We start from the raw sequence: 23,941 nt of genomic DNA, 5'->3' as shown, positions 1-23,941 counted from the left end.
TTTTTAGTTTTAATAACTACACAAACTCAATTTAATTAGAATGAAAAAAATCAAATTATTAGCGCTTTGCGCTATCGTTGCAGGATTTACAACATCTTGCGAGAAAAAAGAGGTTTCTAGCGAAACACAAGAAGAAGCTGTTAAAGAACCGTTATCAAAAGCTCATATTCAAGGGCTTTTGGATGCAGGAGTTAACCCTAATGGGGCAGAATATATAACTCTGAAACGTCCCGATGGATCAACAGCAAAAGCAATCAAATCTCATGATATAGCTATAGCTCTTGATAATTTAGCAGAACAGGCTTTAGAAAAAATGGATAATGGTACTAAGCAATATAGAACTAGGAACCTGGTAAGTCAAGGACGTACAATTAATGTTATCGGTTATACAGGAAGAGGTCGTGCATTAACGAGTAAAATGCGTACTGGTTTACAGTGGGCTGTAAATAATTATAATGCAGTTAGTACTTCGTTAACTTTTAGGCTAACCTTTTCGGCTAGCACAAATGGTGATATTGTAGTTCAAAATTTTGGAGGATCAAGTGCAGGAGGACAGGCAGAATTCCCTAGTGGAGGTCGACCAGGAAAATTCATCGAAATATACGGTGGTATAGATAATTATAGTGCTAATGTAGTAGAACATTTAATGACTCATGAAATGGGGCATGCGGTTGGTCTCAGACATACAAATTATGCTCGAAGAAATTGTAGAGATTCTAACAACGAAGGGCAAGGTAGCATTGGAGCTATTCACGTTCCTGGTACACCAACAGCTAATCAAACAGGTCAACAAGGTTTAGATACCGATTCTGTTATGATTGCTTGTTTTAGTGGTAATGAAGATGGGGAATTTAGTAATTATGATAGAATAGCTTTAAGGTACATGTACTAAGAATAAGGTATTAGAAAGCTTTGAACTTTTTATAAAACCATCCTGTTAACTAGGGATGGTTTTTTTATTATCACAGAAAAAATAATGCTTTTTAGGAGATAAAAATTTAAGAAAAACGATTAAAACAAAAAAGACTGCCATAAGGGTAGTCTTTTTTAAATTGATTCTTTTGTTTTTTGGCTAATACCATTTCGGATTTAAAATTTCTCATAAAATAATTTTGTATAGATATCGTATGCAGTAATTGATTTTATTAGTTCAGGTTTAAGCTGATGTACTAATTGGGTTATCTTTTGTTGTAATTGTCGAGTTGAAGTGAACATTTTCATTGCTGTTCTATCTTTCACCCATTGACATACCTTTTCAGCAGGGTTAAGCTCAGGCGTATATGGTGGTATTCTTATCAGCTTTACATTTTCAGGGATTTGAATATTCTGACAAGCATGGAACCCTGCATTATCCATGATTATTATTTTAAGTTCTTTGGGGTTTTGTTTAGAAAAATCTTCAAGGAATTTTTCGAAAATATCATTTGATACCAAAGGAGTTTCCCTATAAAATGTATCTCCTGTTATTGGAGAAAAACATCCCCATAACCAAAGCCACTTATAACTGTGTTGATAGTTGCATACAGGTTGAATACCTTTAGATATTAACACACGTTTTTGTTTGGTCATTAGTCCAAAACGGGATTCGTCCTAAAAATAAAGGTTCACACTAGTGTATTTATTTTTATCAAGACTGGTTCTAATTTCATCGAGCGTATTGGGTAGTTTTTTTAAAGGCTTCAATAGCCTGTGGATCTTTTTTGTGATGTGATTTTCTGGCAACTTTTAGCCGGCTTTTCAGATGATTACGGCAATGAGTGTAAAGAGTCTTGTATTTTACCTCTTCTCCATAAGTAGACCTTACCCAATCCAATAATTCAACATAGCTGGTAATGTTGGTATCGGGTTGAGAAAGTTTTTCCTTAATACCATGCTTAATCTCAGAGGATAGCACTGGAGTGTTATTGCCTCCACTAGCAACTTTGATCAATCCAACCAACCCTTGAGATTCATAGGTCTTAATCCAGTTATAGACCGTTCTACGATCATATTTCAACTTCTTAGAAATGTCACGGGTATAGACAACTTTTCCTTCTTTAATTAATAATAGAGCTTTTATACGGCTACGCTTTAAAATGGTAGGCTGTTTGGCTAGGGAAGCCTTCAGCTCTTTAATACTTTCACTAACCGTTAGACTGATATGTTTGGCCATACCTAAAAATACAACTTATTTGAGAAAATTCAAAAAAGAAATGGTATTATAATCACATATTCAAGAAAGGGGTTACATTGGTTATAGAGTCTCTGCTTGATTAGTTTCCTTTCAATTTTAAGGTACAGGATCTTTTAAACGCATTTTTTTGATAGTGATTTTTAATACGATTGTTTTCTAGATCGATATATTGAATTCTTGGAAGTTTTGCTAAACTTGAATATCGTTTTATTTTATTATTGGATAGTATTAGATAAGTAAGTGATGATAATTTGGTAATAGGTTTTATTCTGGCGATTTCATTTCCTTCTAATGATAAAGAACCAAGTTTTTTGAGGTTTGAAGAAACTTTAATTTTCGTAATCAAATTAAAAGATAAGTTTAGTTCTTTTAAGAATTTTAGTTTCGAAAGCGGTGACATATCACTAATCTTATTCGTCGCAATTTCTATATTTTTAAGTGCCTTTAGGTTTGATAAAACGCTAATATCTTGTATGTTATTTTTTGATAGATATAGGTACTGTATGTTTGTTAATGTATGTAATACCGAAATATCTAATATATGATTTTCTTCAGCTTTAAGATTTATTAAATCCTTCATTGCTTTTAATGAACGGATATCTTTGATTTGATTATTAGAAAGATTTAGTGCCTGTATATTAGTAAGACGCGCTATAGGATTAAGATCCTTAATTTCATTGTCATTTAGATCAAGTTGTTCCAAATGCAAAAGAGAAGAAATAGGAGTTAGATCTTCAATTTCATTACCACTAAGTAATAATACATACAGTCGTTTTAATTTTTGCAATGGTGTAATATCTTTTAATTCTGTATTCGATAGATTCAACCATGAAATTTTACTTAAGTGTGCTAAGGGGGCAATATTTTTTATAGGATTTTTGAGTAAGTTTAATCTTCTTAATTTGGTAAGTTTTCTTAATGGAGTGATATCTTCGATTTGATTCTCTGCTAATCTTAATGTTAAAAGATTTGTAAGATTGGCTAATGGAGAGAGGTCAGTGATTTTATTTCTAGGTAGTTCTAGAAACTCTAGGTCAGTGAGTGTTGCGAGTGGAGTAATATCTGTTATTGCTAACCCTTGTAAAACGAGTACTTCTAGATTAACGAGATATTCTATGCCTTGCAAAGAGGTAATACGTCCTGTATAAATGTATAGCGATTTGATGTCTTTTACATCTTCTGTGGTAATTGGACCAGTTGATTTATCTATAGATTTTCGAATATAATGTTCAAGATTTACGTCATTAAACTGAATTTCAGATTGGGCAACAAGTAGTTGTAATGAAAAAAATGCAATTAAAAGTGTAGCGTATGGTGTCATTCAATATTTTAGTTCTTAGCGTTTTAAAAAAGTAGGCTATAGGATTTACATTGTAATTGTAATATCCATTTTGTCTCTCAATTGTTCAAGAATCTTGTCATCAGGAGAAACTAGATTTATGATCATATATGCTTCGGATAAATTTTCCATTTGTAAAAGAGGGCTGATATCTTTAATCTTATTTGTAGTGGCGAACAATCTTTCTAATTTTTGAAGTTTTGCTAAGGGAGTGATATCACTAATTTTGTTTTTGGATATTTCTAATTCTTCTAAATTTATGAGGTATTGTAGGGCGGTAATATCACTTATGTTATTGCTTCCCATAGTTAGTTTTTCTAGATTAGTTAGCCCGGATAAAGGAGTGATATCTGTGATATTACAATATTGAATGGCCAGTTTTTTTAAGTTTGTGAGTGCACTTAAAGAATAGATGTTCGTGACTTTATTATTACTAAACATTCGCAATTCATGAAGTTGTTTGAGGTTTTTTATAGGGCTGATATCTTCTATCTGTAGATCATTAATATCTAATGTTTGCAATTTCATAAGGTTGCTTAGTGGTAGTAATGAGGATACTTCAGTAGATGAGAGATTAAGTTTTGCGAGCTTGTTCAGTTTTACTAGTGCAGTAACTTCCTTAATCGGGTTATACGCAATACTTAAGAAAGTAAGTTCTGAAAGCTGTGCAAGTGGTGAAATATCGATGATGTTATTTTCGGAAAGTTGCAATCTTTTTAATTTAGTTAACCCTTTTAGTGGACTAATATCTGTGATCAGATTGGATTGAAGATATAGTCTTTCCAGGTGTATGAATTTTGATAAAATACGGATATCTTTGATATTCGTATTTGCCAGATTTAACACTTTTAAAGAGGTTAATTTTGAAAGCCCAGAAAAGTTATCAATAGTTGCTCCATACAACTTCAGTTCTATTAAATTTTTAAGATGTTTAATACCTCTAAAATTGGTGATGTATTGATCTTCAATGTTTAACCTGTAAATAGAACTAACGTCTTCTATGGTAAGTTTACCTGTTGGTTTTGAAATCGATTCTCGAATGGCATCTTCTAACGTGGGATCACTAAATTTTATATATGTAGGTTTCGAAATCGCTTTTTTTGAAGTATAGGAATTAGATTTTGTATGAGACTGACTCCATATTGAAGTGATAAAGAGAAGTAATGTAATGCTCAACGTAAGTACTTTCATAAGATTAAGTTAAATACATGGTAAAATAGGGTGTTCTTTCTTTTATAAGAAACAGTAGGAGATAGTTGCAATTGTATGATACGATTCTCTAATAATAAAAAAATAAAACCATTTAGATCACGTTAATTTTAATTTGGTTTGCTGTCATTGGATTATGGGTAATAAAACGTTGAACAATTTTATCCAAAATATATTATTCAGGAGAAATTGTCTTATTTTGTCTCTCCAGCGCTTCTTCTTTTAGTTTTTGATGTTTTTCATTAGAAGGATCATAAATTTCTAGTCTGGTACGCTGACGATCTTTTTTAATTACAAAGGTAATCTTATCATGAATCGTTAAATATTTATTCTCATAGATAAACTCATCCTCCTGATCATCCATTTCTATATTAACTTCTTCTCCTATTCCATTTTTAGTTTCGATTACTAGATATACAAATTTATCTGATATAGTTGCATCTTCAATTCTTTCATCTTCACTATTCACAAAATAAAAGTCAGTAACTTCCATCTCTGATTCATTTTCTTCTTTTCCTTGTTTTTCCTGGGCAATTGTTACTGTGCTGATTAGTATCAACAGACAACTTAAAAGCATCTTTATGGTCTTCATTTTTTGTTTTTTTTGATTAATAACACGTATTTAAACAGTTTCGAATTTGTTTTAATGTGTTTTTGTTGTACAAAAGTATGATGCAATTTTAGAATCATGTTACCCTGTATCCAGTGAAATTTACTAGGCAATGTGTTCGTTAAGGAACATGATTTACACAAGTTAAAGATTAGGATTTACACTAAATTTGTTTCTAACCTTGTCGATTGTTGTTTAAACCACTTCTTAGTTAATTAGATGTGTTTCCCTGATGGATACTGATAAAATTTAGTTAATTATATTTTCAAAGACTCTGGATGTATGTTAAAAAATCGTTTTACAAACAGTGACTTTTAATCGCTATACGATAATAGGCTATGGATTGATGACAACAGGTAAAATATAGATTTCCATTATTTATATCAATACAATGAATACAACACAGGTTTATTCTGAAATAAGTTCAGAATAAACCTGTGTTCACTATTTTAAGAAGTTTCTATAACAATAAATCAGAAACTTTAATCCTTAACTACGGTATTTTCTTCATTCAATAAAACAGGAGTACCAAAACCTAACTGCTCTAGTTTTTTGAGCTGTGTTTTTGCATCACCTACCACAAGATAAATCATTTTATTAGGATCTAGATATGTACCCGTTAGTTTTTTGATCTCATCTACGGTCATATTATTTACAATTGTCTCTCTTTGCGTAACATAATCTTTTGGGTATTGAAATGTACTCATATTAGTTAGCATATTCAATTTAGAATTAAAGGTTTCAAAAGCTCTTGCATTACTTTTTATTAAAGAACTTTTGGTGATGTCTAAATCCTCTTGAGTATAGTTTTTTCCGTAGTTATTCAGGATTTCCTTGATCAAATCTGCAGATTCATAGGTAACATTAGATCTTACGCCACTAGATATAGTAAACATTCCCGGGATAGTGCTTCCCGAAAACCCAGAGCGTATACCATAGGTATATCCTTTACCTTCTCGTAATTGTTGTGTGAGTTGTGATGCAAAACCACCGCCACCCAGACGATAATTCATAACCTGCACCGGATAGTAATCTGGATCTGTTGCCGCTAATGCGGGATATCCAAATCGCAATTGAGATTGTTTAGCATCGGGTACATCATAAAAATATACTTTGGATTGCTGCGGAGCTTTAGGTGCGTCTAAATCCGGAAATTTAACCTCTTTGTGCTGCCATTTGGTATTGAGGTTTGCCAGAGATGTTTTTGTCATAGTTTTTGTAATATCACCTACCACATGAATTTTGGTAACATTAGGAACTATATTAGTGTTATAATAATGTTTAAGATCTTCTATTGTAATAGTAGATACAGAAGTTTCTGTGCCTAAATTATTATGAGAAAGAATATGATCTTTTCCGTAGCTTAGTTTAGCATATTCGTTATTGGCAATACTTCTGGGACTTGCTTTTTCTTGTTGAATCTGGCTAATAACGCTCTGTTTGATTAACTCAAACTCTTTAAGATCCCATCTTGGCTGAAGAATCATTTCTTCTACCAATGCCATAATTTTATTGTAGTTTCTGGATAAGGTACTCCCGTTTATCACGATACTTTCATCTCTCGCAGAAATATTAATAAATGCGCCCAGACTTTCTATAGCATTTTCTAATTCTTCGGTAGTTTTGTTTTGAGTACCTTTAGTCATAAGTTGCGCCAATAAGTTTGATACACCTACTTTATCTGGTTTTTCTAATAATAAACCTCCTCTTATGTTTATTCTAAACTGTACCAAAGGAACTTCATCATTTTGTATCCCGTATACTTCAATTCCTGATGAAAATTGATCTTGCCATACCTGTGGTACTGTAACCTCGGGAGTATCTCCATATGGCGGTTCTGTAGAACGATCAAAACTCGAAGGTGTTTTTTCGTAATCTGCCACTATACTGGCATCAAAATTTTCTTCTGCTCCTTCTACAATTTTTTCTTCGATTACTTCTGCAAGCTTAGAATCCTTTAAAGCCAAATTAGCTTGCCCAATAGGCACAAAGCTTGTAGCAACATAATGCTTCCCTTTGATGTATTGATTATATACTCTGTTTACATCGTCAATAGTAACTGCAAGGATATTTTTTACATCCTGATTGATAAAACCGGGATCTCCTGCAAAAATTTCGTATTGTGCTAACTGAAATCCTTTACCCAGTACACTAGATAGCCCATTGTAAAATGCGGTTTCCTGACTTGCTTTAATACGATCAAGGTCTTCTTGTGAGATGCCTTCGGTCTCAAACTTTGCAAAAGCTTCAGAAACAGCACTGTCGATAGTATTTAAATCTGTTTTTTCAAATCCACGAATAATTAAATGATATTGGCCTGTTAATTCTGATCCAAAATTAAACATGGTAATTTCGGGAGTAAGTTGTTTGTCTTCTACCAATACTTTATTGAAAGGAGCTTTTTTTCCTTCAGATAAATAGGTAGAAAGTACTTCTAAAGCATATGAGTCGGGATGATATACAGGTACGGTTGGCCAGGTCATCGTTAATTGCGGAAGACGTGCAAAATTATCTTCATAATGTAATTTTTTGGTTTCTGTCAAAACCACAGGGCGTTTTTCTAATGCAGGGATATCTTCTCCGCGTTTAATTTCATCAAAATATTTATGCACCCAGGTTTTAGCCTGATCTGAATCAAAATCTCCAGCTATAGTAAGTGTAACATTATTAGGAACATACCAATGATTGTAGAAGTCTTTTACATCCTGTAGTGTTGCATTTTGTAAATCTTCTAATGACCCAATTACTTGCCAGCTATATGGATGATCTGCAGGATACATGTTTTTATCGATTACATAATTAACATGACCATAAGGGCGATTGTCTATACTTTGACGCTTTTCATTTTTAACCACCTGCTTTTCTTTGGCCAGAACGGGATCGGTAACGGTATTGATAAAAAAACCTAATTTATCAGCTTCTGCCCAAATCATTTTCTCAAGTGCATCTTTGGGTACAGTCTGGTAATAGTTTGTACGATCCTGACTTGTAGAACCATTTGCTCCGGATCCACCAATGCGAGCACTCATTTTATCTAATCCGCCTTTTCCTAAGTTTTCTGATTCGAGAAAAAGTAAATGTTCGAATAGGTGTGCAAAACCGGTTCTTCCTTCTTTTTCACGAGCAGAACCTACGTGCGCAGTTAGGGCAACAGCAACAACAGGATCTGATCGATCGATATGGAATATCACCTGTAATCCGTTATCGAGTGTAAATTTTTCAAAATCGACTTTGAAATCCTTATTTTCAACGATTTCTTGAGATGATTCTTCTGTTACTGTATTCTTTTTACAGGAAACCAAAACTCCTGATATGACTAGAATGAATACTAAAAATTTAATTGTTTTCATGATTGATAAAGTATTGATGAGTATGAAATTTTTATATGCGATATTAACTTTTATTCACTTCCTATAATTTTATATATGTTGAGGTCACTAATTTGAGTAATTGATATAAGGTCTTCTTCGATTTTTGTTACAACAGGTTTCAGTTCTTTTAATTTTTCTTTTTCATGATCATATGCAAATACCTTCTTAATTTTTGTTTTTGTTAAAAAATTAATGCTGGTGTTTCCCGCTCCATCATGAGTAGCATTTCCATAGTTATTTAATTCTGAGCCAATAAGCATATAGCCATTGTGTTTTTTTTCGAATCTAAATTTTACCTCATAATCGTGTCGCATAGATTGATGACTAACACTTAGTATTGGCGATGTTATTTTAAGTGTTGGGTTTTCATTATAAATAAATGCAGAAGTTAAGTTTCCGCTTAGGGCCTTTTGTATATACCTATCATTTTCTAATCCTTCATATATAGCAATTCTAACCTCTTCGGGATCATTGTCCTCTATATTGGTATTCGAATTTACTAGTACAGCCACAAAATCCTGAAAACCATCCTGATTTAAATCTCCAAATACTATCTTTTTCTTATTTTGAACTACAGCAATTTCAAAACCGTCAGCAATAAAATTAGTAAAGTCTTTTGTATTTTCCTCTTTATTTATGCCAAGAGATGATTTGTTTTTTATAGGACTCTCTTCTTTAGCATCTTTTTTTTCAAGAACCTGCTTCTTTTCACTATTACAGGAAAAGAGTATTATCATTATGATTAGAAATTTGATTTTTCCCATTGTATGTTACTCCTTTTTTGGTGGTAATTCAACCTCTCCATCGGGATGAATTCTACATAATACTTTATTAAATTGATCTATCAGGTTTAAAACGAATATGACAGGACCTTCTTTAGGTATTTTTTGAAATTCGTCACTTTTGGCAATAACAGTAAGTGCCTGTACAACTGCCTGACAAGCATTATGAAAACATTTTTCTTTATACTCGTCATCATCTTCACGGTAATAATCGCCTTCTTCATTTAACGGAAAAAAAACTTCTAGATCTAATACCCCGCAATCACTAAAGGCTTCTCCTTCTGATCCGCCTCCATATCCCATAAAACCTAAATCAGGAGGCGTAGTGATCTCTCCCTGTGCGGCAAATACAATCTTAGAAACCGGATGTAAAGGGTCATATCCGGTATAATTAGAATCTGCAAAGAAGGTAAAGCTTTCTAGAAGATCTGTTGTTATCTGTTTGATTATAGTATCTTGATTCATGTTTTTATTTTTATTATTTGACGAGATTTTAGGCTGTTTTTTGTGTCAACTAATTATTGTTTATTGGTTTTTTGTTCGTTTAATATGATGAGTTTTTGCCATATTTTCCTACTTAATCCTGTAGTTAATATTTCGATTTCATTTACTGCTCTTACTACTTTTTCGTCTGGTAGACTTTGAGAATATAGTGCCGCAACTTTACCAACCAGGGCTGTAGCTTCAGAGCAATAATCAAGATATCGTTGAAGCTGAAAGTTAGTAAAAGTTCGTTTAGGAGAGTTTTCTGTAGCACATTCTGGCGCATCAGCGACATTAGGATCTTTTGTTAATTGATGCATATCAATAACATGAGCAATTACCCTAAGTTCATTAAGAGATTTTAGTGCTCGTTTCATTTTTAGCCTGGATTCTAGTGAAAAAAGAAAAAAAATTGCAGCTCCTAATAATATGATATCATTAAAAATAGCTTCAGAAATCGTAACAACATTAGCAAGAGTAGTATTTTCAATTTGTAAATCAATATAAGTGATACTATAGATCAATCCTCCTAAACCAATTAGTATGATCATATGAGAAAATACGCGAAGTAAAATATTTGGAGAAGAGATCCAATCAATATTTTGTTTACTTTTTTGAGCAGTATGCAGGAATTGAAAGCAAACTTTTCTAAGTCCCGAATCAGGAAATCGATCCGAAACTCGTTTTTCGAGTAGATCGATGGTTTTAATAATTTTTTCTGGTTCCAGGTTTATACTGTTATTCATATATTGATTACATTTTATTAGTATTTATTATTTCTTCTCTGCTTTTGAACATTTCTAATCATTTTTCCTAAGTCTTTATCTTTCTTTTTCCTCTCCTTACTATCTGACTCAAAATGTATTTTTTCTTTTTCCATTTTTCGAAAATTAGAATACGAATCTTTATCAATTTCTCCGTTTTCAACAGCTTCTAATATAGCACAGCCTTGCTCATGCACATGTGTACAATCTTTAAATCTACAATTGTCAGCATATTCGATGATGGTTTCGAATGTAGTTTCTAATCCACTTGATGTGTCTGCAATTCCAACTTCTCGCATTCCGGGGTTATCAATCAAAATCCCTCCATTATCCAATACGATTAGCTCTCGGTGACTTGTAATATGCTTTCCTTTGTTTACACTCGCACTTATTTCTCCCGTTTTCATTTGTTGCTTACCTGCAAGGTTATTAAGAAGAGTAGATTTTCCAACTCCAGAAGATCCAAGTAAACAGTACGTTTTTCCTTTTAGGATAATTTGATTTAGAATATCATATCCTTTGGCTACTTGATTGCTAACTGTAAGTATTGTAATGTCTTTGATTCGTTGTTTTATTTGATTTATGATATTCTGCAAACCGGCTTCATCTAGTAAATCAATCTTACTTAAAATAATGATAGGTTCGACTTTTGAAGCATTACAGATCGTTAGATATCTTTCTAATCTGTTTATATTAAAATCTCTGTTAACAGCCTGGACAATGAGACCATAATCAATATTTGTTGCAATTATTTGCACTTTTCCTGATGTACCAACGGCCTGCCTTTCTATAATAGAGTTTCGAGGGTAAATAGCGTGAATTAGAGCTTTACCTTCATCATACTCAGAAAAGGCAACCCAGTCTCCGACAGCAGGGAAATCATATCTACTTTCTGCTGTATATCTTAAATTACCAATGAGTTCTGCATCAAATTCTTGTGTAGGAGTTTTAATAACATACCTTTCTTTATGCTCAGATAGTATTCTGCCTACCTCAAAAGAATCCAAATTTTGTTCGGTTCTAAATTGCTCTAGGGCACTATTGTATCCTAAATCCTGAATTGTCATGCTGTGTTTTGTTTTTTAAAATTTCTTTTTAATTGGTGGTACTGTAGCTGGGGTAGGAAAGAAAGTAGGGTCAAAACTATCTAATACTTCTATTCTAGATGTATTTATATCTATTTTTAAACGATACTGCTCAAGGAGTTTATTATAATGTTTCGAATCAATAAGATCATGATCTATCCTTCTTATTGCCATTTCATATACATTTTCTTTTTCATTATATGCTGTTATTACAATTAGGTAATTTCTAAGTAACCCTGCTATCCCTTGAGAAGTGAAATGCTTAATTTCTTCTAAAGTATTGGCCAATAAGGCATTATTTATTCTTTTTATAATACTATCATGATTTTTTAAAAGTGTATGGTGTGAATAAGAATCGTTCATCCCATAAAGATTTATCACAAGATCTTCGGGTTTTATTTTATTACCTACCATAAACTCGATACCTCCATCTGGTGTTCTTACAACAGAAGGGTCTTCCCAGTCTATAGTGATTGTTTCTATTCCCCAATTAAATTCATTTTCTTTATAAACTCCTGGGTTTACAAAAAATGTAATTTCATTCTTAGCATAATAATCTTTATCATAAAGCATTCTTTTTTTGAGGTGAACTCTTGTTACATCATCAACCGGAAATCCATTGTTCTTTAGTTTTTTGGCAACCTTTATAACGAGTTTTTGCTCTAAATCGGTAAACTCGGCAATGGCAGGTTTAAGTCCTCTAACGATATCCATAGATGATTTTTTTTGATATTTTTTTCCATTAAAAAAAAGTACAATAACACAAAGTACAAATGCTGATTTATATATGTATTTCATAAAAGCTTCTTATTAGTTCTTTTATCCTGGTTACATCTATTCTAAACTTGGTGTGGTTTAGTTTTTATAATGATGAAGTACAGCTCTTATATAAAAATACACATATACCTTCTGTTATAATGGCATATGTGTATTTTAATTACATGTGTTATTTTTGGTTACGACTTAGGAACCGGAAATCCTCTGTCTCTCATTAAGGCTTCGATCTTTGCATCGCGTCCTCTAAATTTGCGATACGCTTCTGCTGGATCCATAGCATTACGTGGTGCAAAAAGATATTTTACTAGTTTAGCGGCAACTTCTTTATCATAAAATCCTCCTGGAGCTTCGGCAAAAGCTTCTGCTGCATCAGAGGTAAGTACATCTGCCCACATATATCCATAATAAGCGGTAGCATATCCTTCTCCAGAAAATACATGCCCAAAATGTGGTGTGCGGTGACGCATTACTAATTCTTTTGGCATATTTAATTCTGTAAGAGTTTCTTGTTCAAATTTATCTACATCAATATTAGTTGGATCTGCTAAATGAAATCTCATATCCATTAAGGCAGAAGCCAGGTATTCTGTTGTAGCAAACCCTTGATTAAAAGTAGCGGCTTTTTTAATTTTATCAACCAGTGTTTTTGGGATTGCTTCTCCGGTTTTGTAATGTACCAGATAATTGTCAATGACTTTATCGGTAGATAACCAACGCTCTAACAATTGAGATTGAAACTCTGTATAATCACGTACACCACCATTAAGAGTTGGGTATCTTACTTCGGAAGCAAAGAAGTGTAAAGCGTGACCAAATTCATGGAAAAAAGTCGTAGCATCATCCCAGGAAACTAAAACTGCTTCTCCTGGAGCTGGTTTAACAAAATTAGAGTTGTTAGAAGCGAGTACATTCTTTTTACCATCAAAAGTAGTATGACTTCTATATGTGGTAGCCCACGCTCCAGATCGTTTACCAGGTCTGGCAAATGGATCGAGATACCATAGGCCGATATGTTCTCCAGAGGTTTTGTCATTTACTTCCCATACTTTTACATCTTCATGAAAAACAGGAACTTTACCTTCTTCAATCGGAGTGAATTTGTAATTAAATAATTCGCCAGCTACAAAGAACATAGCTTCTCTCAATTTATCTAATTGTAAATATTGTTTTACTTCATCAGAATCCAGATCGTATTTCTTTTTTCTTACTTTTTCTGCATAGTAACGATAGTCCCATGGTTCGATTGTTATCTTATCTCCATTTGCATCTGCCACCGCCTGCATATCGGTTACTTCTTCTTTTACTCTGGCTATAGCAGCTGGCCAAACGGCATTCATAAGTTTCATTGCATTATCAGGATTCTTAGCCATACGATTTTGTAGCCTCCAGTCTGCATAGTTATCATGTCCTAATAATCCAACACGTTCTTTTCTTAGTTTCAGGATTTTGGCAATATTTTCATTATTATCCTTATCATCTCCATTATCTCCCCGAGAATAATAATTCCTCCACACTTTTTCACGTATAGCACGTTCATCAGAATACGTAAGGAAAGGATCCATAGAAGATCTTGTATTAGTTATTGCATATTTACCATCCTGATCTCTATCTGTAGCTGCTTTTGCATATGCCTTGATCAAGGGTTCTGATAAACCACTTAATTGATCTTTGGTAAGATAGGTTACATACCCTTCTTCATCTTCTAATACATTATTCGAAAAATTGGTATACAGTTCTGATAATTCTTTGTTGATTGCTGCATAACGTTTCTTCTTTTCTTCGTCTAATTCTGCTCCATTCATGGCAAAAGATTTATAAGTAAGCTCTACCACACGTTGTTGATCTGCCTCTAATGGCGTTTTTTGAGCATTGTCATAAACGGTTTTAATACGCTTAAACAATTTTTCGTTTTGTGATATTTTAGAACTAAACTCTGATAGTTTAGGAGCCATTTCTTTTTGAACATCTCTAAATTCTGGCGAAGACATATTACTACTTAGGATACCATAATATGTGAAAATTCTATCGAGTTCTGCTCCAGCTCTCTCCATAGCAACAATGGTATTTTCAAAAGTAGGAGCCTCAGCATTATTCGCAATCTCATCAATTTCTTTAAGATTAAGTTCCATTCCTTTTTCAAGAGCTGGTTTTATATCGGTAACATTCATTTTATCGAATGCAGGAGTACCGCCAAATGATCCGGTCCATTCTTCTAATAAGACATTTGTTGTCTCTTTAGGTTCTGATTCTGCTGTAGTTTTCACAGTTTCTTTCTTTTGGTTACAACTGGCTAAAAGCACAATAGCCGATAAGGCTACAGTCTTGATGGTTGTAGAGAGGTGTGAGTTAATCATGATTATTTAATTTAAATTCTAAATTTATTATTGTTAACAAAGAAGATAGCATTAACAAAGAAAAGCTTTCCATTTTCCCAGAAAGATCTGAATAAAGGATTATCTACCATATAGATAATGCTTCCGCTACCCATTCTTGATTCACCAAAAACCAAAGAATTGTTTAGATTTTTAAGGGCATCTGCACCTGCGAATCCAGAAACACTTTGTGGCTTTTCTATATAAGCAATATTATATCCATTTTGAAGAAATTTATAAGAACTACTTCCTAATTTCAGACTAAAATAGGTGTCATCATATCCAAAAGCCATTGGGTGCGAATGATCTATTTTGGTCTTAAAAATACTTCCTGTAATAAAATCCTTTACGCTTTTTCGTTCACGTTGATCATAAGGAATAAGATTACCGATAGAGTCTTTTTCCTTTTTATCGGCCTTATTTTTCTTAAGATCAAATCCTTTTTTATCGGCAAAGGTTCTTACTGCATTACCAATCGCTATTACTTTACCACCACTGCTTACCCATCCTTTCAATTTATCCAAAGCTCCTTTGTCTAAGTAGCTATTGTAATATCCGTTTGGCATAATTAACACATCATACTTGGTAAGATCAACATTCTTAAAATAATCTGTATCAATTGAAGTAATAGGAAATTTAAGCTGTTGCTCAAAGAAGTACCAAATTTCTCCATAGCTTAAAGAAGAGGTATATCGACCTTTTAATACTGCTATACGTTGGTTATTGATGAGTTTTACATCGGGAGAACCAAAATCTACCCCTTTACTAGAAAAACTAGTAGGAGCTGTATATAGTTTTCTATGATGAGCATTAGCGATATCGATAACCGTTTTATCGTAATTTTTAGTTTTTCGATTGTCACTTTTGGTGATAATAAGACTTCCTTTTTTGAAATTCTCTGCACCATTACTAAAATCTTTTTCACTAAAACGTACTCTAATATTATGACGAAGTAAATCAGCCATAAAAGCGGCGTCGTCTATGCTATTCCATTTAGTGATATAACCTGCACCAGATGTGTTAGCTGTATTATTTATGGTATTAGGTTTCTTATTTCCGTTAGCAGGAATCAATGTAGTCGAAGCAATTGCATTTAATCCGTAAGCATGTGGTACACTCCATGCTGTAATATCATAAGTAAGTGGGTCACTAAGTTTGGCATTGGGTTCAAAAAGTACTTTTACCATTTTACCTTTGGGTTGATTTGTACTTACTACCAATGCACCATTTGCATTAATACTTCCTTGCTTATTTTCTTTAAAATTGAATCCCGAAATTTTTGCAGTATTCGTATACCCATATTTAATATCATGGGTTTCTAATAGTTTTACTAATGCATTGATCTTATCGGCTTCTCCATTTAATACATAGCTTTTATATTTAAGCCCAGAGGTATTAAAAAACTTTTTAAACTCGGTATTTAATTTTGTAGCTTGTTTAGAAGAAATCTCTACTGTTGATAACCCTGTTGTAGTGTGGTGTAAGGCACGATCTTTTAGCGTTAATACATAACCTTCGTCGGTTTGAATACCTAAACCAGCACGTCCATGTCCCGCTTGCTCATACGTCATTCCTATGGCGCCCATAAACGTAGGGTAGGTATCTCCGTAACTAGGATATAGTAAGTCAAAACGTTCTCTGGTAAAAAATAACCATCCTTCTGCATCAAAATATCGAGCATGGTTTTTACCGATTTGAGTTTGGAAATCTCTTTGCCATGGCGTTATAATCTCATGAAAAGGCTCTGCTGCCGGAGCAAAATAATAAGGCTCATTGATGCCTTGCTCATGAAAATCTACATGAATATGCGGCATCCATGTGTTGTAGGCTTTGATACGTTGTCTTGATTCTACTTGGGTTGCCCATGCCCAATCACGGTTAAGATCGAACAAATAGTGATTTGGTCTCCCGCCTGGCCAGGGTTCATTATGTTCTGTTGCTACTTGATCTGTATTATAAGGTGTAGCTTTTGTTTGGTTATACCAATTTACATATCGATCACGACCATCGGGATTTATACAAGGGTCTATAATAACCACAGTATTTTTTAACCATGCAGTTTTCGTGGTAATTAACTCATAAATAGTTTGCATAGCAGCTTCTGTACTAGAGGCTTCATTACCATGTACATTATAACTTAACCATACAATTGCAACTTCTGGATTAGCTGCGCCTTCTGCAATACCAATATTTTTTAGATTGTTTACTCTTATATTTTCTATGTTATTTAAGTTTTCTTCAGAAGAAACAATAGCATAAGTTAAGGGTCTTCGTTCATTTGTTTTTCCATAAGTATGATAGCTTACCATACTAGAATGACCAGCAACATGATTAAAATAATTTACAACATCGGCATGACGTGTAAATTGATCACCTATTTCATAGCCCAAAAATTCGGCAGGAGATTGTAATTTGTTTTGAGAATAGGTTAAGCAAGTCGTTACAGTTACGACAAAGAGTGTGATGATTAGTTTTTTCATTGATCGGTGAATTCTTTTAGAAGGGGTAAAATACCGAGTTAAATTTAGGATTTAATCGGGATTAACTAAAATTTAGGATTTGAAATAAAGAATATTGATAAATTTTAGTATTTAGATAAAGATTTGCATATGAATTCTTTCAAACTATTAAAAAAAATATAAAAAAGCAGATGAGATCACAATCTGCCGTATATTTATCGACCAAAAATTTTGCTTATGCCTAGTGACTGTATTCCGTTTAGCAATACGAATTACTTTTCTTCTCTTATTTGTGATTATTTAGATCAAAAGTCTGAATTACAACCTTTTTATAATCGTTTTCCGGAATTAGAAAACTTCAAAGATCAAATTAAAGAAAAGCAACACTCTTTTTCTAATGAGCATAGAAAAGTATTGGTGCAAGCTTTACGCAAACAATATAAAGGTGTCGATCCTTCTGATCTTATTAACCAAAATATAGAATCATTAGACGCGCCTACTACATTTACTGTTGTTACGGGGCATCAACTCAATCTTTTTACGGGACCATTATACTTTTTGTATAAAATTATCTCTACGATTAACCTTACTAATGAGCTAAAAGAGAAGCATCCACAATATGATTTCGTACCTATATATTGGATGGCAACAGAAGATCATGATTTTGATGAGATTAATTATTTTAATCTTTTTGGAAAGAAGATACAGTGGAATCGTAATGATGGAGGAGCGGTAGGAGTTTTTGATACCGAAGGATTAGATAAGGTTTTTGAAATTTTTTCTTCAGAAATTGGATCAGGACGAAATGCAGAATACCTTAAAACCTTATTTAAGAAAGCCTATCTGCAACATAATCATCTTGCAGATGCAACCCGATATCTGGCTAATGAATTATTTGGAGAGTATGGCCTGGTAATTATAGACGGAGATGATCGTGAATTAAAAAGGCTTTTTATTCCATTTGTCGAAAGAGAATTAACAGATCAGGTTGCCTATACCAAAGTAGTACCAAAAGCAGAAATACTAGAAGCACAAGGATATAAAGTGCAGGTGAACCCCAGAGAAATTAATTTGTTTTATTTGGCAGATGGATTACGCGAAAGAATTATTGAAAAAGAAGAAAGATATTTTGTTAACGAAACCGATATCTCTTGGAGTAAGAGTGAGATATTAAAAGAACTCTCTGAGTTCCCAGAGAGGTTTAGCCCTAATGTAATGATGCGACCTTTGTATCAGGAAGTGATTTTACCTAACCTTTGTTATATCGGTGGTGGTGGAGAATTGGCATATTGGTTAGAGTTGAAAGACTATTTTGAAAATGTAGATATTCCTTTCCCTATGTTGTTACTTCGTAATTCGGTGCTGATTCAAACCAAAAAGCAAGCCGAGAAAATAGAAAAACTTAATGTTTCTGATACTGAGTTATTTCTGAAACAACATGAGTTAATTAACCGTAAGGTACGTCGTATTTCTAATATAAATATTGATTTTGATCCGCAGCGTAAACATTTAAAAGAGCAGTTTGAAGCAATGTATAAGCTGGCAGAGCAAACAGATGTAACTTTTAATAATGCGGTAAAAGCGCAAGAAATAAAACAACTTAAGGGATTAGATGTTTTAGAAAAACGATTGTTGAAAGCACAAAGACGCAAATTAGGTGATCATATAAAACGCTTAACGACGCTACAAAATGAGCTTTTTCCTAATCAAAGTTTGCAAGAACGTAATAAGAACTTTGCAGAATTCTATCTGGAGTATGGTTCTGATTTAATTCCAACATTAATGAAACATCTTGATCCTTTAAAAGGAGAGTTCTTGATTTTGAAAGAATAGAGGGTAGCCCCTCTATCTATAGGTTTAAAATCAAATCTTGTAAGGAGCAATCGGGTGATAGGTTTAGTTTTTTCCGGAGCCTATAACGAGCCTTTTTTACCCCTTCTTGCGAGATATTGAGAATATTACCGATCTCTTTAGAAGATAAATTCATTTTAAGAAGTGCTAAAAATCGTAATTCATTTGTAGTCACATGAGAATATTTCTTTTTGATTCGGCAATAAAAACCTTTGTGAACTTGTTCAAAATATTTTCTGAAATTCTCCCAGTTCTCATCGTCTCTCAGATCAAAGTTAATGGTTTGTATTAGTTTTTGATAGTTGTATTGAGCATTTTGAGGCTCAGAATGTTTGATAAGGTTTACTTCATTCCTTAAATTCTCCAGGACTTTATTCTTTTTAGCAATATGTAATGCGTAAGTAGTTAATTCATTCTTTTTATAATTCAATTCTGAATTTAGTTTTTGTTTTTCTAAAATTGAACGTTTTATTTTTAGCCTGAAAACATAAAAACTTAAACCAAAAATAATCATGAATAACCCAAGTCCAATGATCAGGAGTAGTTGTTGTAAATTATCCATCTTGGCTTTTTGTTCGAGCAATTCAATTTCAGTATTTTTCATTGTGATTTGACGCTCTTTTTTCTCGGTTTCAAAAATGATTTGTAGTTCACCTACACGCTTCTGGTTTTCTAAAACGTATAAAGAATCTTTTAATCGCTCATAATTTTTGTAAAATTGTAATGCTTGCCTACTTTTTCCTTCCTGCTCTGCAATAAGAGATAAGATATGATTGATTTCTTTTTCTCTTTTCAGGTCTTTGTTTGTTTTATTAATAGTAATCGCTTTTGAGATGTAATGTTTTGCCAGATCTGTTTTTTTTAATTTTAAATAGGTATTCGCAATAGCATTATATATAGATAACTTTGATTTGTTGTTTCCTGTGGTTGGATAATTCGACAATACTTTTTCATAGTATCGCATAGCAGTGTAATATTCTCCTTTTTCATAATACGTATTACCTATGATGTATTGGTTAGATACGATTGTTTTTTTAAGCCCTATCGATTTTTTGTAGTCCAGTACTCTTTGTAGATAATCTAATGCTTTATCATATTGTTTTAGACCTTTATAACATCTGCCAATATTTTGTGAAATTGAGGCTATAGATTGCTTGTTTCCATCTTTTTCTATTTTAGACAATCCTTCCTTTAGATATTCTAATGCCTCTTCGTACTTATGTTGACTTATCAATATGTGACTAATGTGATAGTATCCACGACCTACTCCTGTGGGATCATTGATTTTTTCATGAAGTTGTATTGCTTTTAGAAAATATTCGATAGCTTTTGGTCGATGCCTCATCTGGTTATATGAAACACCTATGTTTTCTATAGATTTAGCAAAAGAAAGAGAATCGTTTTTAGATTTAAAAATTTTACCAGATTCTTGAAAACTTTGTATTGCTTGGTGGTAATTTCCTTGAAGATTATAAATGGCTCCGATCTGGTGTAAAGCAGATGCCTGACCCCATTGGTGAGATATCTCTTTATTAATAGTCAATGCTTTTTTAAAGTAAACTAGTGCAGAATCCAATTCTCTTTGGTAATAGTATACAATTCCCATACAGTTATATGCGCCAGCAATACCTCTTGGTTTTTGAATGCGTTTAGCTATTATAAGTGCTTTGTTGATGTAGATTTTTGCTTGTTTTGGGCTTGAAGTTGCATATTGAATGCCAAGATCATTATAGGCTAATACTTGTGTAGTGTCGGCAGTTTTTTTGTTGGAAACTAGTAAAACTAAACTATCTACGACTTTTTTGTTTTGAGCAGATAGTATATTAATAACAAATAGGATCGTTAGAAGTATATAAGTAGAATAGTGGGGTTTCATTAAAAGTGGTTTTGCAGTTAAAAGTAATGCTTTGATTTACAGTTTAAAAGAGCTTAAAGGAGAGGTAGTAAAATAATAATTCATGTTTTATTGAAATGCTTTTCTACCAGAATTCTGGTAGAAAAGTACACAAAAAGGTTGGGGCAAAAGGGCTAACTTTATTTTGTTAATTTATTGGTATGTATTTCTTCATTTTGTATGTTTTATTAAAAGTCGGAAACTAGTTTTGTTCTTCAAAATTATTACTGATAGAAATAGAATAAAAAAAAAGTAGGGGGACAAAAAGGGGACATGTTCTGTAAGATTAGTAAAAAAAGGGGCTGAAGCCTAGGATTTTTTTGATGTTAATAGAATGTATGGATTTGTTAATTTTAGTTTACCTATTTAAACCTTCGATATAAAGGTTTTAATTATTATCCGTTGTACGTTTTAGAATTGTAAATTGATAAAAAACGTTACTAAGAGTGTTTTATCATGATAAAATAAAGATGAAATAATATGTCATACTATGATTAGAAACTGTAGTGGTTTTTTTATCGTATGAAAGACTAGTGAAAGTAAAACACGATTGATTGCGAAATAATAAGTAGTGCATACAGATACTTCTGTCTAATTTGGGAGGTGAACTACAGGCGTTTTATACATTTATATAATTAACTATACCAACTCTTTTTTTATCCAATTAGGATCTTTAATCCACTTAGTGCTTTTGATCCAACTACCTTGAGCCTCATTTTTCTTTTTATATGGATCAGTGTGTTCTTTAATAAATTCTAAAATAGACATAGTAAGAACCTCATTTTCTTTATTTAGTGAAATGTTAAATATTATATTTTGATCTATCGTGGTGTCAGGGACTTTTATCATAAGGTTTGATATCTGTTGATCAGAGATTTTTATGCTATGTTCGGTGTCACTGGCAAAACACCTTGTGTTAGAAAAAAGGATAATAATTATGGCAAGTTTCAAAGTAAAGTTATTCATCGTATTGGGCGTTAGAAGGTTTCTGATGTAAATTTAAAATGATTGTGTCGTTTATAATGACTGTAATCGGTGAAATGCAATTAAATATCGATGAACGGTTAATTGGTTTAGGTAGAAGGTTTTTGGTAATTGCTTGTATTATAAGAATAATGTTGCCTAAAAACTTAGATAATAAATAATATTAAAAATTATTCCTTTTAGGATTTCGAGGGTTGTAATTTAATTTTATTTTTGCCTATGCAAAACAACGTACTTATTTTAGATTTCGGATCGCAATATACTCAGCTAATTGCACGACGAGTTAGAGAGTTAAATATATATTGTGAGATACACCCTTATAATAACTTACCCGAGAATATATCAGACTTTAAAGCAGTGATCCTTTCTGGTTCTCCTTTCTCTGTTAGAGCAGAAGATGCTCCTCATCCTGATTTATCTGCAATTCGAGGTAACAAACCACTTTTGGCTGTTTGTTATGGTGCTCAGTACCTGGCTCATTTTAGCGGAGGAGAAGTGGCTCCATCAAATACACGAGAGTATGGTCGGGCTAATTTATCATTTGTACAGGAGGAAGAACAGTTTTTTGAAAATATTACAAAAGGTTCTCAGGTATGGATGAGTCATAGTGATACCATAAAGAAACTTCCTGCCGGAGCTGTTAGATTAGCAAGTACAGAAGATGTAGAAAATGCAGCATATAGGATAGAAAATGAGCAAACTTATGCTATTCAATTTCATCCAGAAGTATATCATTCTACCGATGGAAAACAATTATTAGAGAATTTCCTAATCAAAATAGCAGATGTTCAACCCGATTGGACACCAGGTTCTTTTGTAGATGCTACGGTAGCAGAGCTTAAGGAAAAAATAGGTAATGATAAAGTCGTATTAGGTTTAAGTGGAGGTGTAGATTCTACAGTAGCTGCAGTGTTGTTGCATAAGGCTATTGGTGAAAACTTACACTGTATTTTTGTGAATAACGGATTGTTACGTAAAAATGAATTCTCTGCAGTATTAGAACAGTATGAAGGAATGGGGCTTAATGTTAAAGGAGTTGATGCTTCGGCACGTTTTTTGGATGCATTGGCTGGAGAAAGCGATCCCGAAGGAAAACGAAAAATTATAGGAAAGATTTTTATAGAAGTATTTGATGATGAAGCGCATAAAATAGAAGATGCAAAATGGTTAGGGCAAGGAACAATTTATCCAGATGTAATAGAATCTATATCTGTTAATGGTCCTTCTGCTACGATTAAATCCCACCATAATGTTGGTGGATTACCAGATTTTATGAAATTAAAAGTCGTAGAACCATTACGTATGTTATTTAAAGATGAGGTACGTAGAGTAGGAGCATCGATGGAACTCGATCCAGAATTATTAGGAAGACATCCTTTTCCTGGTCCTGGATTGGCAATTCGAATATTGGGAGATATTACACCAGAGAAAGTTGCTATCTTGCAAGAAGTAGATGCTATCTTCATTAATGGATTAAAAGAAAATGGACTTTATAATAAGGTTTGGCAGGCAGGGGCTATTTTGTTACCTGTGCAAAGTGTGGGAGTAATGGGAGATGAACGCACTTATGAAAATTGTGTAGCATTAAGAGCCGTAGAAAGTACCGATGGGATGACGGCAGATTGGGTAAATTTACCTTATGAGTTTTTACAAAAAACTTCTAATGCAATAATAAACAGAGTAAAAGGCGTTAATAGAGTAGTGTATGATATTAGTTCTAAGCCTCCGGCAACGATAGAATGGGAATAGAAATATACAAATTAAACAGTTAGGGAATTAAAAACAAAT

17 protein-coding genes and 1 pseudogene are annotated in these 23,941 nt (G+C 32.9%); 3 read left to right on the top strand and 15 right to left on the bottom strand.

From position 1 onward, the window contains the following. Window positions 1-40: 40 nt before the first annotated feature. A complete protein-coding gene (locus tag DK441_RS00205) occupies window positions 41-892 on the top strand; it encodes a M57 family metalloprotease (protein ID WP_109096962.1) in 852 nt (283 codons plus the stop codon). Between the two features lie 197 nt (window positions 893-1,089). Here DK441_RS00205 and DK441_RS00200 read toward each other — a convergent pair. From DK441_RS00200 to DK441_RS00140, 13 genes and pseudogenes are all read right to left on the bottom strand, one after another. Beyond that, window positions 1,090-1,578 (bottom strand): annotated as a pseudogene (locus DK441_RS00200) (transposase); the annotation flags it as partial. Between the two features lie 67 nt (window positions 1,579-1,645). Beyond that, window positions 1,646-2,152 carry a helix-turn-helix domain-containing protein gene (locus DK441_RS00195; RefSeq protein ID WP_109096960.1) on the bottom strand — a complete coding sequence of 169 codons (507 nt, stop codon included), beginning with the start codon at window positions 2,150-2,152 and terminating at the stop codon, window positions 1,646-1,648. A 100-nt stretch (window positions 2,153-2,252) separates the two neighbouring features. Further along, entirely contained in the window at window positions 2,253-3,494 is a 1,242-nt protein-coding gene (locus DK441_RS00190) for a leucine-rich repeat domain-containing protein (protein ID WP_109096959.1), read from the bottom strand. A gap of 45 nt (window positions 3,495-3,539) precedes the next feature. After that, window positions 3,540-4,703, bottom strand: a complete 1,164-nt coding sequence (locus DK441_RS00185; protein WP_109096958.1) for a leucine-rich repeat domain-containing protein — start codon at window positions 4,701-4,703, stop codon at window positions 3,540-3,542. Window positions 4,704-4,896: 193 nt separating this feature from the next. After that, window positions 4,897-5,313, bottom strand: coding sequence for a hypothetical protein (locus DK441_RS00180; RefSeq protein ID WP_160111861.1), 417 nt, complete (start codon window positions 5,311-5,313; stop codon window positions 4,897-4,899). Window positions 5,314-5,813: 500 nt separating this feature from the next. Next, on the bottom strand, window positions 5,814-8,681 hold the full coding sequence (locus DK441_RS00175; RefSeq protein ID WP_109096956.1) for a pitrilysin family protein: 2,868 nt from the start codon (window positions 8,679-8,681) through the stop codon (window positions 5,814-5,816). Window positions 8,682-8,731: 50 nt separating this feature from the next. Next, window positions 8,732-9,466: a hypothetical protein gene (locus DK441_RS00170; RefSeq protein WP_109096955.1), complete on the bottom strand. Its 735-nt coding sequence runs from the start codon at window positions 9,464-9,466 to the stop codon at window positions 8,732-8,734. Window positions 9,467-9,472: 6 nt separating this feature from the next. Continuing rightward, window positions 9,473-9,949, bottom strand: coding sequence for a hypothetical protein (locus DK441_RS00165; RefSeq protein WP_109096954.1), 477 nt, complete (start codon window positions 9,947-9,949; stop codon window positions 9,473-9,475). A 53-nt stretch (window positions 9,950-10,002) separates the two neighbouring features. Further along, on the bottom strand, window positions 10,003-10,713 hold the full coding sequence (locus DK441_RS00160) for a hypothetical protein (RefSeq protein ID WP_109096953.1): 711 nt from the start codon (window positions 10,711-10,713) through the stop codon (window positions 10,003-10,005). A gap of 17 nt (window positions 10,714-10,730) precedes the next feature. Next, window positions 10,731-11,798 carry a ribosome small subunit-dependent GTPase A gene (rsgA, locus tag DK441_RS00155; RefSeq protein ID WP_109096952.1) on the bottom strand — a complete coding sequence of 356 codons (1,068 nt, stop codon included), beginning with the start codon at window positions 11,796-11,798 and terminating at the stop codon, window positions 10,731-10,733. Window positions 11,799-11,813: 15 nt separating this feature from the next. After that, entirely contained in the window at window positions 11,814-12,614 is an 801-nt protein-coding gene (locus tag DK441_RS00150) for a hypothetical protein (protein WP_109096951.1), read from the bottom strand. Window positions 12,615-12,772: 158 nt separating this feature from the next. Further along, window positions 12,773-14,947 carry a M3 family metallopeptidase gene (locus DK441_RS00145; protein ID WP_109096950.1) on the bottom strand — a complete coding sequence of 725 codons (2,175 nt, stop codon included), beginning with the start codon at window positions 14,945-14,947 and terminating at the stop codon, window positions 12,773-12,775. Between the two features lie 11 nt (window positions 14,948-14,958). Next, window positions 14,959-17,445 carry a M14 family metallopeptidase gene (locus DK441_RS00140; RefSeq protein ID WP_109096949.1) on the bottom strand — a complete coding sequence of 829 codons (2,487 nt, stop codon included), beginning with the start codon at window positions 17,443-17,445 and terminating at the stop codon, window positions 14,959-14,961. 216 nt (window positions 17,446-17,661) lie between these two features. Between DK441_RS00140 and bshC the strand changes: the two genes are divergently transcribed. Then, window positions 17,662-19,257: a bacillithiol biosynthesis cysteine-adding enzyme BshC gene (bshC, locus tag DK441_RS00135; RefSeq protein ID WP_109096948.1), complete on the top strand. Its 1,596-nt coding sequence runs from the start codon at window positions 17,662-17,664 to the stop codon at window positions 19,255-19,257. Window positions 19,258-19,273: 16 nt separating this feature from the next. Here bshC and DK441_RS00130 read toward each other — a convergent pair whose 3' ends face one another. Both DK441_RS00130 and DK441_RS00125 read right to left on the bottom strand, forming a co-directional pair. After that, window positions 19,274-21,151 (bottom strand): tetratricopeptide repeat protein, encoded by a 1,878-nt coding sequence (locus DK441_RS00130; RefSeq protein ID WP_109096947.1) that lies wholly within the window; start codon window positions 21,149-21,151, stop codon window positions 19,274-19,276. Between the two features lie 657 nt (window positions 21,152-21,808). Then, on the bottom strand, window positions 21,809-22,135 hold the full coding sequence (locus DK441_RS00125; protein ID WP_109096946.1) for a hypothetical protein: 327 nt from the start codon (window positions 22,133-22,135) through the stop codon (window positions 21,809-21,811). A 237-nt stretch (window positions 22,136-22,372) separates the two neighbouring features. On the opposite strand from DK441_RS00125, the gene guaA reads away from it, so the two are divergent. Beyond that, entirely contained in the window at window positions 22,373-23,902 is a 1,530-nt protein-coding gene (guaA, locus tag DK441_RS00120) for a glutamine-hydrolyzing GMP synthase (RefSeq protein ID WP_109096945.1), read from the top strand. Window positions 23,903-23,941 lie beyond the last annotated feature (39 nt).

This window comes from Aquimarina sp. AU58, assembly GCF_900312745.1.
GTDB classification, from domain to species: domain Bacteria; phylum Bacteroidota; class Bacteroidia; order Flavobacteriales; family Flavobacteriaceae; genus Aquimarina; species Aquimarina spinulae.
The sequence above is the reverse complement of the archived record's forward strand: the minus strand, read 5'-3'. Positions and strand labels throughout refer to the sequence as shown.

Coding starts and splice junctions, on each gene's coding strand:
- DK441_RS00170 (WP_109096955.1), bottom strand. CDS start 9,466: ATGGGAAAAATCAAATTTCTAATCATAATGATAATACTCTTTTCCTGT.
- DK441_RS00165 (WP_109096954.1), bottom strand. CDS start 9,949: ATGAATCAAGATACTATAATCAAACAGATAACAACAGATCTTCTAGAA.
- DK441_RS00175 (WP_109096956.1), bottom strand. CDS start 8,681: ATGAAAACAATTAAATTTTTAGTATTCATTCTAGTCATATCAGGAGTT.
- DK441_RS00125 (WP_109096946.1), bottom strand. CDS start 22,135: ATGAATAACTTTACTTTGAAACTTGCCATAATTATTATCCTTTTTTCT.
- DK441_RS00180 (WP_160111861.1), bottom strand. CDS start 5,313: ATGAAGACCATAAAGATGCTTTTAAGTTGTCTGTTGATACTAATCAGC.
- DK441_RS00160 (WP_109096953.1), bottom strand. CDS start 10,713: ATGAATAACAGTATAAACCTGGAACCAGAAAAAATTATTAAAACCATC.
- DK441_RS00205 (WP_109096962.1), top strand. CDS start 41: ATGAAAAAAATCAAATTATTAGCGCTTTGCGCTATCGTTGCAGGATTT.
- DK441_RS00190 (WP_109096959.1), bottom strand. CDS start 3,494: ATGACACCATACGCTACACTTTTAATTGCATTTTTTTCATTACAACTA.
- DK441_RS00195 (WP_109096960.1), bottom strand. CDS start 2,152: ATGGCCAAACATATCAGTCTAACGGTTAGTGAAAGTATTAAAGAGCTG.
- bshC (WP_109096948.1), top strand. CDS start 17,662: ATGCCTAGTGACTGTATTCCGTTTAGCAATACGAATTACTTTTCTTCT.
- guaA (WP_109096945.1), top strand. CDS start 22,373: ATGCAAAACAACGTACTTATTTTAGATTTCGGATCGCAATATACTCAG.
- DK441_RS00150 (WP_109096951.1), bottom strand. CDS start 12,614: ATGAAATACATATATAAATCAGCATTTGTACTTTGTGTTATTGTACTT.
- DK441_RS00130 (WP_109096947.1), bottom strand. CDS start 21,151: ATGAAACCCCACTATTCTACTTATATACTTCTAACGATCCTATTTGTT.
- DK441_RS00145 (WP_109096950.1), bottom strand. CDS start 14,947: ATGATTAACTCACACCTCTCTACAACCATCAAGACTGTAGCCTTATCG.
- DK441_RS00185 (WP_109096958.1), bottom strand. CDS start 4,703: ATGAAAGTACTTACGTTGAGCATTACATTACTTCTCTTTATCACTTCA.
- rsgA (WP_109096952.1), bottom strand. CDS start 11,798: ATGACAATTCAGGATTTAGGATACAATAGTGCCCTAGAGCAATTTAGA.
- DK441_RS00140 (WP_109096949.1), bottom strand. CDS start 17,445: ATGAAAAAACTAATCATCACACTCTTTGTCGTAACTGTAACGACTTGC.